Source organism: Sulfurimonas sp. (genome assembly GCF_041583195.1).
In the GTDB taxonomy this organism is placed as follows: domain Bacteria; phylum Campylobacterota; class Campylobacteria; order Campylobacterales; family Sulfurimonadaceae; genus Sulfurimonas.
This window is the reverse complement of record NZ_JBFHGL010000002.1, coordinates 298430-310613: the sequence shown is the minus strand read 5'-3', so window position 1 is coordinate 310613 and position 12184 is coordinate 298430. Positions and strand designations below refer to the sequence as shown.

Below are 12184 nucleotides of genomic sequence, written 5' to 3'. Positions count from 1 at the left end.
TTTCAATTTTGTAACATAGTATAAACATAAGTTATATTAAAGTTTTATTGTCTTAAAATCACTTTAAAGATTATTCTAGTTTAGGATAGTTAAAAAATCTGAAAGGGTGGATTATGGTTGAAAGAAGAGAAGCTTTAGCAAAAATGTTTACAGCTAAGGGATCTAAAGTTAATACTAACCGTGGGGCTGAGTATTATGATTCTTTATTTGATACAATGACTAAAAGACTTAATGAACTTGAACAAACTGAGGTTGCTACTAAAAATTCAATAGCGAATGTTTTAGAAGCAGAGGGTCTTACTAGAAGAGATTTTATGAAATGGGCAAGTGCTACCTGTGCAGCATTAATGCTTCCTTCTAACTTTACTCCACTTGTAGCAAAAGCAGCGGAACTTATGAACCGTGTTCCTGTTATTTGGCTTGAACTTCAAGATTGTGCCGGAAACTCCGAAGCAATTCTAAGAAGTGATGCACCTACTATCGATGAACTTATCCTAGAAGTAATTTCACTAGAATTTAACGAAACAATTATGGTTGCAGCCGGTCATCAGGCTGAAGAGCATTTAGAAGAAGCTATGAAAACATTTAAGGGTAGATACTTATGTGTTGTTGAAGGTTCTATTCCTGTAGGTCCAGGACGTGAGTGGTGTACAATTGGAGCTAAAGGTGAAACTTTTGAAGAACATTTAAAACATGTGTCTCATAATGCTGCTGCATTAGTTGCAGTTGGTACTTGTGCTACATTCGGTGGTGTTCCGGCAGCTGCTCCAAACCCAACTGGTGCTGTTGGTGTTCAAGATGTAATTACAGGTAAACCTGTAATTAATATCCCTGCATGTCCTGCAAACCCTGCAAACATTACTGGTACTATCTTACACTTTGTATTAACTGGTCAAATTCCTGAACTTGATCATCTAAACCGTCCAAAATTTGCATTTGGATACAGAATTCATGATAACTGTGAAAGACGTGCTCACTTTGATGCAGGTGAATTTGTTGAAGAGTGGGGTGATATAGGTGCTCAAAACAATTTCTGTTTATATAAAATGGGATGTAAAGGTCCTATGACGTTTAACAACTGTTCTATAGTTAGATACAACGAGGGTGTTAACTGGCCGATTGGTGCAGGGCATGGTTGTATCGGATGTTCTGAGCCTCAGTTCTGGGATAAATATGCATATGAGCGTCCAATGGCAGATGCAAATATCAAAGCACCAACTGGTGGAGTTGAAAAAACAGTAGATGAATTTGGTCTTGGTTTATTAACAGCAGCAGGTGTTGGTATAGGTATTCATGCAGTTGCTAGTGCAGTTGGTGGTAAAAAAGAAGAATGTAAAGAAGGAGCTGAGTAATGTCAAAACAACATATAATAGTTGATCCTATTACTAGGATTGAAGGACACTTAAGAGTTGAAGCTGTAATTGATGAGAACAATATTATTACAGATGCATACGCATCTTCTACAATGTTTAGAGGGATTGAGACAATTTTAAAAGGTCGTGATCCACGTGACGCTGGTCTTTTAGCTATGCGTATTTGTGGTGTTTGTACAGGTACACACTATCAAAGAAGTATAGAAGCCGTTGAAGATGCTTTTGATATTACTATTCCTAAAAATGCTAGACTTGTAAGAAACCTGATCCAGGGTGCTCTTTATATCCATGACCACGTTGTACACTTTTATCACCTTCATGGTCTTGACTGGGTTGATTTAGTTGATGCACTAAAAGGTGACCCTAAAAAAGCACAAGAAGAGTCTTTTAAATGGTGTAAAACTCCATACGGTGTTAGTGAATCAGACCTAATTCAAGTAAAAGAGCGTTTAACTAAGTTTGTAAAACAAGGTCGTTTAGGGATTTTCTCAAACGCATATTGGGGAAGCAAAGCTTATAAACTAACACCTGAGCAAAACCTTATTGCAACTGCTCACTACCTTCAGGCACTTGATCTTCAACGTGATGCTGCAAAACTTATGGCGATTTTCGGTGGTAAGATGCCTCACCCACAGTCACTTGTAGTTGGTGGTGTAACTTGTGTTCAAGATATTCAAAACCCTGCTCGTATAGCTCAGTTTAAAACTCTTCTTAAAAAGTTTACACACTTTATTAAAACTGCATATCTACCAGATTTAGCAATGGCTGGTGTTAAGTATGTTGATGAAGCACTTGATGGTACAGGAGCTGGACTTAAAAACTTTATGACTTACGGTGACTTTAGACTTGATGATACAGGTTTTTACAATTCTAAGTTACTATTTCCTGCAGGTGTAGTTTTAAACGGTGATTTAAGTACACTTCACCCGTTTGACCAAAGTAAAGTTGCAGAAGATGTAACTCACTCTTGGTATACAGGTGATAAGCCTCTACACCCTTATGATGGTGAAACTAATCCTAACTATACTGGTTTAGAGAAAAAAGCTGATGGTTTTGCATATATAAAACCTGATGAAAAATACTCTTGGATCAAGTCTCCAATCTACGATGACAACCGTGTTGAGGTTGGACCATTAGCACGTATGGTTGTCGGTGTAGCTGCAGGTGATGAGCGTATTACTAAATACGTTACTAACTTCTTAGCACTTTTAGGTGATAAACTAGGACTTGGTAAACCAGCTCCTACTGCTGCTCTTTTCTCTACCGTAGGGCGTACAGCTGCTCGTGCTATTGAGACTGAGCTTATGGCTGATGTTATGATTGAATGGGTAGATGAATTAGCTGCAAATGTTGCTTCAGGTGATTTAAGTACTTGGACAGAGTTTGATTTTGACAAAGTAAGTAAAGATGCTAAAGGTCACGGTTTAGCTGAGGCTCCACGTGGAGGTCTTGGTCACTGGGTGAAAATCAAAGATGGTAAGATTGAGAACTATCAAGCGGTAGTTCCTTCAACTTGGAATGCGGCACCAAGAGATCATAAAAACAGAATGGGTGCATATGAAGCAGCACTAATCGGTACTAAAGTTGCAGATGTAAATCAACCGATTGAGATTTTAAAAACTGTACACAGTTTTGATCCATGTATAGCATGTGCAGTTCATATAGTAGATACAAAAGGTAAAGAGCTTAGCAAGTTCAAAGTAAATACAAGCTGTTCTATTTAAGGGGTCAGTTATGAGTTATAAAAGAATAAGACGTATGACGATATGGATGCGTTGGAACCATTGGCTAAATGTTTTTTGTATGATTGCAGCAATTGCAACGGGGCTATACATAGCTCATCCTTACTATCAAACATTTATAGCTGATCCTGCGGTAGACAAGTATGTTATGGCTTGGAACAGATGGGGTCACCTTATGGTGGCTATCATATTTGATGTTAGTAGTATAGTGATTGCGTATCTTTATTATTTTTCAAGATTTGATAAAGCATATAAAAAAGTTATACCAAACCAGCAAAATATAAAAGAGTTTTTTGAAGTTTTTAAGAATTTAATTACATTAAATCGTACTAAAAACTTTAGTTCAGAACATGCAGACAGTTATAACTCTGTGTTCTTTTTAATATTCCATCTATTGTTAATTTGGATGTTACTTACAGGACTGCAGTTATATGTACATGGATTAGCGCATGGACAAAGTTCTATTGGTACTTGGTGGCCGTGGTTACTACACTTTGCTACTGACTGGACAGTTGTTGTAACTGGCGGTACATATATGGATGTGAGAATATCTCACCACCAAACGATGTATTTATTAATCGGTTGGGTTATGTTTCATGTGTACTATCAAATATGGCGTACAATGTTCTGGCAAGAGGGTGATATTAATATCGTAGTTGGCGGAAGTAAGTTTGTGAAAGAAGACAAATAATGAGAGTTGCCATTGTAGGTGCCGGTACAATCATCTTTAAAGATGAAGGTGTCGGTGTTTATGCTCAAAAATATATTGATAATAATTATGAGTTTGAAAGCGATGTAACTCTAGTTGATGGCGGAGTTCTAGGATTTCAGCTTATGACATATTATCAAGACTATGATAAAGTCTTGATTCTTGACACTATTACCATGGAAGATGAAGTAGGTTCTATATACAATCTTCCCGCAAATGAGATGCTTGGTCTTGGAAGTTACAAACAAACAGCCCATGAGGTTGAGATCGTTGAGATGCTTGAGATCTGTTCAGTTCTTGAAAAGATGGCAGAAGTTAATATTATAGGTATTATTCCAGAAGACATAATAAGTGTTCATATAGGTTTGAGTGATAAAATGAAAGAGAAGTTTTTTCAGTTTGTAGATGCAGCTATGGCAGAACTAGATCGAGCAGGAATAAAATACAAAAGAAAAGATGAAGAGTATCCTTTAGAAGATATCATATTATCTTATTCAAATCCGCAAAGTGAGTACAAAAATGGCCATCAAGCAAACTATCAATTATAACTCAGATTCTGAGTATTTTGCAGGTTTTTTACAACATATTATAGATATAAGTGAACTTGACGCATATGTTAGTATTGGAAAGAATAATCTGACACTAATGTTGGATGATTCAGATTTAGAAGCACTTGAGAGATTTTCTCAAAATACCCAAAAGTATTTACCTCATTCAATATTTTTAGGTGATATAGATACTCAAAGTGTAGATGATATAGTTCAAAAAAAAACATTAAAATCTAAAAGCTACAAAATATCGCTGTGTCCACAGTGCTTGAATAATCTTACTAATCCTTCAAGCCAGTCCTATTTGGATGATTCTATAGTTTGTGATCATTATTCCAATGAAGATACTCTAAAAATAGAAGACAATCATACATATTCAGCTAACTACAGTGAAGGCGATGCGGTTTTAGTAGTAGACAGTTCAAAAATAAATAAACTTTTTTTAGTAACAGAAGATGAGATAAAAGCACTTCTATCTATTGAAAAACCTACAATAAAAGTAACTATTAAAGATGAAGAGTTAAAAAATATAACTGGTAAAAACTTTATAAACATAAAATCTCCAAGTAGTATGAAAGCTACATTAAGCGCTTTAAATGCAAAAGAGAGTGGGTTAGAATATCTATTTTTCAAAGAAGAAGAAAGTTTTAAAGTAAGTACTATTCAAAATCAAATTCTAATTATAAAAGATACTCTAAACATATCTAATATATTAGACGAACTACATCAAGACAGAGTTAAAAACAGGTTCCTAAACATAGCAAAAGAAGCAGGTATAAGTAGAGCTATAGGCGTTAACCTAAGTGTAGATAACGGTATTACATTTTTAGCTACAGATAAAGGTGAGACATCAACTGTTTTAAGACTTGGTTTTTTTATACTTGGAGATGTATTAAAGAGTATGAAAAATGATGCTAAGAAGCAAAAACTTTTAGAAAACTTTCAAAAAGCATATCCTGATATTATAAAAGAGTTTGAAGAAAATCCAGAGTATACGCTTTTTGAATCTCTCTCGGTTATACTGCAACTAAATGGTAGAAGTTATCAGAGTGTGAGTGATAAGTCCTTAGAGTTTCATGGAAACGGCGGACTTACAATAGATACCTTTTTTAAAGAAGACGGATTTGATTATATGTCATTTTTAGGTTCTGTTATGAGTTTTAAATTAGCTGGTGCTGAGGATCATTATATTGCATATTCTATATTTGAAGCACTTGGTGATATGAGTATCTCTGTAATGAATCAGTTAAAAGACAAACACAAAATAAGTAACTTTATTATGATGGGTAGTATGTTTGAGAACTCAGTATTACATAGTCGTATAATGTCAAAATTTTCACAATCTAATCCATACTTCTCTAAGGCTTTTGCTTTAGATGATTAGAAAAAGGTATTTTATAGAGGGTGTGATCCAAGGTGTTGGATTTCGACCTTTTGTATATAAAATAGCTGTATCCTTAGGACTTGCAGGTTTTGTCAAAAACACTCCTAAAGGGGTTGAGATTGAACTTCAAGGCTGTATAGAAACTATTAAGGAATTTGATAAAATATTTTTAGAAAATTTTCCACCTCTAGCCCATGTAGATAAGATAGAATCTTTACATATAAAAACTATACAAAATAATAAAGAATTTGAAATTATTCAAAGTGAAAATAACGAGCAAATAACAACACTTATTTCTCCTGATATAGCTGTATGTGATGATTGTTTAGATGATCTTAAACATGGTAGATTTAGAGATTATTTTGCTACAAATTGTACAAACTGCGGACCTAGATACTCCATAATAAATACACTTCCATATGATAGACAAAATACATCAATGAGTGAATTTAAAATGTGTGATGAGTGTGAAAAAGATTACAACGATCCTTTAAATAGACGCTATCATGCACAACCAATTTCATGTAAAAATTGCGGTCCACAACTTAGTGAAACAATAGAAGATACAATCAAGCATATAAAAGCCGGAAATATCATAGCTATTAAAGGTATAGGCGGTTTTCATATAGTTTGTGATGCAAGTAATTTTGAGGCTGTAAGTAAACTTCGTCAATTTAAGAATCGTCCTTCAAAACCTTTTGCCATTATGTGTAAAGATTTAGAGCAAATTGAAAGTTTAGCTTTTGTAAGTAATAAGGAAAGAGAACTGTTAGAGTCTAACAAGAGACCAATTATAGTTTTAAACAAAAAGAAAAATACACTGGTATCTGAGAGTATAGCTCCAAATATAGACAGAATAGGATGTATGTTGCCTTATACACCTTTGCATTATGTATTATTTGAACATCTAGACTCTCCAATAGTAGCTACAAGTGCAAATCTTGGAGGAGAACCCATAATCACTACAAAGGAGATTATAGAAGAGAAACTCCCATTTATAGATTTTATATTGGATTTCAACAGGGAAATTGTAAATGCTGTAGATGATTCTGTTATTCAAGTTGTAGATGATTATGAGCAAATTTTAAGGCTTGCTCGCTCTTACGCACCAAAAGTTATAAAATTACCATTCAAAGTAAATAAAAAGATTTTGGCAGTAGGGGCAAATCAAAAAAGTACGATATCGATTTGTTTTGATGATACTATTATTGTATCTGCACATATTGGAGATTTAGACTCTTTAATGAGTTTAGAATATTTCAATAGAACAATAGAAACATTTAAGCGTTTTTACGATTTTAAACCTGATATTATAATTCATGATAAACACCCGTCTTATGAGAGTACAAAATGGGCTAAACAGCAAGGTATAGAGCTTGTTGAAGCATCCCATCATCTATCACATATATATGCTGCAAAGGCAGAGTTTGGATTAGATGAAGAGTATTTAGGATTTAGTTTTGACGGAACAGGTTTTGGAGACGACAGAAACCTTTGGGGTGGGGAGATTTTTGTAGGTGATCTGAGAAAGTATTATTTTAAACCGATAAAACTTTTAGGCGGTGAAAAAGCTGTTAAAGAACCTAGACGCATCGCATTGAGTTTGCTTTTCCAGAAGTATGATTTGGATGAAGTTCTAGAATTAGATTTAGCATGTGTTAAAGAATTTTCGTCATCAAATATTAAAATGCTTCATCAAAGTTATGTAAAAAATTTAAATGCACCGACTAGTTCATCTGTAGGAAGGTTGTTTGACGGGCTCGCTTCTTTGGCTGATCTGATTCAAGTTCAGTCATATGAGGGTGAAGCAGGACTTATATGTGAGATGAATTATGATCAAAATGTAGATGAAAGTTTTAAATACAATATAGATGATAATGGTGCAATTGAGATTGAGTATGATTTTTTTGATGAAAATCTCGTTTCAAAATTTATAAATACACTTGTAAAAATTGTGATAGATATATCTAAAAAAGAAAAATTAGATGTAATATTAAGCGGTGGAGTATTTCAAAATAAAACATTATTAGAACTAATAATTAAGGGGCTTAAAAAAGAAAAAATAAAATATTATTATCAACAAGATACACCTATCAATGATGGAGGTATATCACTAGGACAAATATATTATTATATTTTAAAGTTAATTTAATTATAATTTACAAAAATTAATAAGGATAGTTGTTTGAAAATATATATTGTTATATGTTTATTTATCACAAACTTATTAATTGCACAAGATATAGACGTTCTTCTTCAAGAATATGAAACTACTACGAAAAAATCTCTAAATACAGTTGATGAAAAGCTTGGAAACGTAACCATATATTCCCAAAAAGAGATTCAATTTATGCAATATACGACTTTAAGCGATCTGCTTAAAGAGATCCCTATTAGTAATCTAAATAAAAATAGATTCGGTGTATCGAACTTGTCACTACCGGGAAGTAAAACAGATGTAAGCGGTTTTTTCAGAATATTTATAAATGGACATGAATTAAGTTCAAACTATACAATGAGTCCATCTGCTCCATGGATGGAGTTTCCTATGGATATTGTAGATTATGTGGAGATTTATAGAGGAAACAGCTCTTTTTCTTTAGGTAGCGGAAACGGTATATTTTTTATAAGGATTTATACTAAAAAAGGTTCAAAAGAAAATTCTTCCAAGCTCTTTGCACATGTTACAGATAAAGGATCTAATGCAGAGGCTGTAGCTCATTCAGATATTTTAGAAAATGGCTGGTCATACTTAGCCTATGCTAGTAATGTAAAGGTAAACGATGATAGAAATTACAATTTTAAAAAATTTAAAAACGATTCAGATTCCAAATATCTTTATGTAAATTTAGAGAAAGAAAGTACAGCATTAAATATAGGATACGGATATGTTGATAAAGATAATTTTGCAGGTATGTCTTTAGATGCAAATCCTGATGATGCAAAGTATCTATCTGAAGATATGTTTGTAGATTTTTCAAGTTCTTTTTTAGATGATAATTCACTAAAGTTAAATCTATCATATGATTTAAACAGGCTAAATTACGATGAACTTAACAATGAAGGTTTAGCATTAATACCTGTAATTGACTTTGCCAATGCAGGTTTAACAATACCAAAAGAGTATCATAGTGATATTAAAGTGAATAAAAGCAGTGCTTTAGTTTCAAAGAGTTTTTCTACACAAAACAATAATCTTCTTATTGGATTAAATACACAATACAAAAAATATAGTCTAGATAACAGTTATAGTGTAAACTTTTTAAACAACATAAATTATATAGATAAATTATCAAATTTCAAATCTGAGAAAAGATACAGTGCATTTCTGCAGGACGATTATAGAATAGCTGATAATTTTTTAGTTGTGTTAAATTTAAAACGTGATAAATATGATAGAGATAGTAATTTAGTAAAATTAAAAAATGAACACTATAGAGTTGGCGCTATATATACTGCAAATGATAATATAGGTTTTAAAACTTTTTATACAAAAACAAGTATTATGCCTTCTTTTTATAATGTGGATTTTTCAAGTAAATCTGCGCCTGAATTAAAAAATCAAAAATATAAGTATTACTATATTGAAAGTGTGTATGCAGATGATGACCTAAGGTTAAGTGTACTTTTTAACAATATAAAAATAGAAGACTTTATATATTATACCCCTATCGGTTTTATAAATGTAAACCATACAATAGAAGTAGATAACTGGGTTTTTGATCTAAAATATGATTTTTTTGACAAACACACACTGCATCTTAATTATTTTACAACTAATCTTACTGAGCACCTTAATAATTCAAATAAAGGTGGTTTTGTAAAAGTTACAGGTGAATATGATAAATTTGAGTATTTTTCATCGTTAATTTATAGAAACTCTTACGAATACTACAATGAATATGTGGATGGTAGTTATAACTTAAATGTCGGAGTAACTTATAAGGTTACTAAAGATATTTCTGTAAGTGTAAAAGCTGAAAACATTTTGGATGATTCTACAAAGTCTTTATATAAAGAAGGTATTAATGCTGATGCTAGCATAGGTAACTTTACTCTAGAAGACAATGAACCAGAGATAACTCTTAGCACAGAGTGGGTATTTTGATGAAGATACTTATATCGCTTCTAATGCTTTGTTCACTAATGTATTCTAAACAGAATGTATTTATGCTGGATAAATACGATAAAGAAGTAGAATTAGAAGCCAAAATAGTGTCAAAAATAGCTAGTGATTCGCTAGGTGAAAAACCAAATATTTACATACCTGACATATCTGCAAAAGAGAAAGCGATCTATTCTAAATACTGTAATGTAAGCAATAACTGTAAAAGTGCAAATTTTATTTTCGATAAAAAAGGTTTAGATGGAAATGATTGTGGTTTAAAGCAAAAAGTTTATTTTACGAATAATTATAAGAAACTTGTATCAAATTCTAGGTATATCGGTGCATTTTTTTGGAATAAAAGCAGACCTAATATAGTATTTGTAAAACGTAGATTAAAACAAAACGGTGTTAATCTGTCTAACGAATACAATCAGTATATAGAAGATTTCAATGATTAAAAATATATTAAAACACAGATTCTTTTTAAGCATATTTGGCTCTGTTATAGTATTTTCTTTAGTATTTTTACTAATACTTATTTTTAGATATGAAGAAAATATAGAAGAAGATATTTTTAAAATATCGACTACCGATATCTTTCAAATAACTCAGCATAAAGCATCATACATAAAAACTATTTTAGGTTCTAGCCAGAGCTATATAGATGAAGTGAAATCTGATTCTGCTCTTAGAAAACAACTTGAAGAAAATGTAAAAAATCTTTTAACGGACAATATAAAATATGCATATATACTATACAAAGATAAAAACGATGTTTTCAGATTTTTGATAGACGGTTCAGAGGATGATGAAAAATCTTTTTTAGGTCAAAAATTCGATATTGCAAATAACGGTTGGTTTGATGTATATACAACAAAAGAGCCTGTGGTTATAAAACATAATATTTTGCAAAAATTATCTATAAGCTACTTAGTACCGATTATAAATAAACAAAACGTTGAACTTATATTAGCCATAGATTTTTCCGTAGATAAGATATCAGACATTAACAATATAATAGTTATGATGAAAACAGCTGTAGTTTTAATTCTTCTGATAATTTTTCTGAGTTTACTTACTTTAGTTTTTCAGTTATTTAGATATAAGCATATGAAAAAATCATCTTTTACCGACAGGCTGACAAATATTTATAATAGAAACTATTTACACGAGATAGAAAATAGCTTAGAACTTTCAGAATATATTTTATTAGTACTCGATATCGATCATTTTAAAGGTATAAATGATAAGTACGGACATGATGCAGGAGATAAGATTTTAAAAGAGTTAGGTCTGATTTTTACTAATATATTACGTTTAGATGATGATTTGGCAATACGTTACGGTGGTGAAGAGTTTGTACTTTTAATAAAAACTAAATCTGAAAATTCAGAAATTGCCATTCGTATAGTTGAACGTATTTTTGAAACGATTCAAAATCATAAGTTCTATATAGATGAAGAAGAATATATACAAGTTACGACATCTATCGGTGTAAATAAAAGACCTGATGAGCAAGAAAGTTTTGCAGATGCTTTTAAGGTTGCCGATCTGGCTTTATATGAAGCAAAAAATAGCGGTAGAGACAAAATAATATATTCACTTTAAACTCATTTTTAATATAAAGTTATAAAATGTAAAAGATTGTTTATTTAAAGGATCCGCATTATGGAAACATATGGTTTGGCTATTATATTTTGGTACGGAATTCTACATGCCTTTGGGCCTGATCATTTAACAGCTATAGCTGATTTCTCAATCGGTAAATCAAAGAAAAAAACAATGACCGTAACTACGCTTTTCGCTATAGGGCATGGGCTTACACTCTTTTTATTTGCAAAAATACTTCAAACATATAATATTAGTGATGCAGTTCTTGGATATGGAGATACAATCTCCTCTATTGTAATATTAAGTATGGGTGTATATCTTATCTATATGGTATTTGCGGATAAGATACATTTGAAAAAACACGTGCACGACAATAAAGAGCATATTCACATATGGTTTGGACATAAACATAAGCACGATTCAAAAGACAGTGCAAGTGCATTTAGTATTGGGATTCTTATGGGTATTGGCGGAGTCCGCGGAATGCTTATTACTTTAGGTGTCGTTGAGAGCCAAAATGTAGACTTTATGTTAGTTGGAGCTTTTACTTTAGGTGTAATGGTTATTTTTGTAGGATTTGGTGGTATTATTCTTTATATAAATAAGAACTTACTAAATTCAAAACAAAATATAAGAAGAGTATTTGCAACCGCAGGAGTTATATCCTTAGTGGTTGGTTCAAACATGATTTTAAGTTAGCGTGAACATT

General features: G+C 32.0%; 10 protein-coding genes. All 10 read left to right on the top strand.

Translation table 11 applies throughout. The features are described 5' to 3' along the window. Positions 1-113: 113 nt before the first annotated feature. Genes ABZA65_RS03415 through ABZA65_RS03370 form a run of 10 tightly spaced genes read left to right on the top strand, consistent with a single transcriptional unit; the run spans position 114 to position 12174 of the window. The gene (locus tag ABZA65_RS03415; protein ID WP_373070606.1) at positions 114-1352 is read left to right on the top strand and encodes a hydrogenase small subunit; all 1239 of its coding nucleotides are present in this window, start codon (positions 114-116) and stop codon (positions 1350-1352) included. Further along, positions 1352-3097 carry a nickel-dependent hydrogenase large subunit gene (locus ABZA65_RS03410; RefSeq protein WP_373070604.1) on the top strand — a complete coding sequence of 582 codons (1746 nt, stop codon included), beginning with the start codon at positions 1352-1354 and terminating at the stop codon, positions 3095-3097. Before ABZA65_RS03415 ends, ABZA65_RS03410 begins: the two co-directional genes overlap by 1 nt. Positions 3098-3107: 10 nt before the next feature. Beyond that, positions 3108-3806, top strand: a complete 699-nt coding sequence (locus ABZA65_RS03405) for a cytochrome b/b6 domain-containing protein (RefSeq protein ID WP_373070602.1) — start codon at positions 3108-3110, stop codon at positions 3804-3806. Continuing rightward, on the top strand, positions 3806-4372 hold the full coding sequence (locus ABZA65_RS03400; RefSeq protein WP_373070600.1) for a hydrogenase maturation protease: 567 nt from the start codon (positions 3806-3808) through the stop codon (positions 4370-4372). Before ABZA65_RS03405 ends, ABZA65_RS03400 begins: the two co-directional genes overlap by 1 nt. Continuing rightward, complete coding sequence (locus ABZA65_RS03395) at positions 4332-5756, top strand: hydrogenase (RefSeq protein ID WP_373070598.1); 1425 nt, start codon at positions 4332-4334, stop codon at positions 5754-5756. Before ABZA65_RS03400 ends, ABZA65_RS03395 begins: the two co-directional genes overlap by 41 nt. Further along, positions 5749-7908 carry a carbamoyltransferase HypF gene (gene hypF, locus ABZA65_RS03390; protein WP_373070596.1) on the top strand — a complete coding sequence of 720 codons (2160 nt, stop codon included), beginning with the start codon at positions 5749-5751 and terminating at the stop codon, positions 7906-7908. Before ABZA65_RS03395 ends, hypF begins: the two co-directional genes overlap by 8 nt. Positions 7909-7941: 33 nt before the next feature. Continuing rightward, complete coding sequence (locus tag ABZA65_RS03385; protein WP_373070594.1) at positions 7942-9864, top strand: TonB-dependent receptor plug domain-containing protein; 1923 nt, start codon at positions 7942-7944, stop codon at positions 9862-9864. Then, entirely contained in the window at positions 9864-10322 is a 459-nt protein-coding gene (locus tag ABZA65_RS03380; RefSeq protein WP_373070592.1) for a hypothetical protein, read from the top strand. The genes ABZA65_RS03385 and ABZA65_RS03380 overlap by 1 nt, the downstream gene beginning before the upstream one ends. Then, positions 10315-11472: a GGDEF domain-containing protein gene (locus ABZA65_RS03375; RefSeq protein WP_373070590.1), complete on the top strand. Its 1158-nt coding sequence runs from the start codon at positions 10315-10317 to the stop codon at positions 11470-11472. The genes ABZA65_RS03380 and ABZA65_RS03375 overlap by 8 nt, the downstream gene beginning before the upstream one ends. 60 nt (positions 11473-11532) lie before the next feature. Continuing rightward, a complete protein-coding gene (locus ABZA65_RS03370; protein WP_373070588.1) occupies positions 11533-12174 on the top strand; it encodes a hypothetical protein in 642 nt (213 codons plus the stop codon). The last annotated feature ends 10 nt before the right edge of the window (positions 12175-12184 follow it).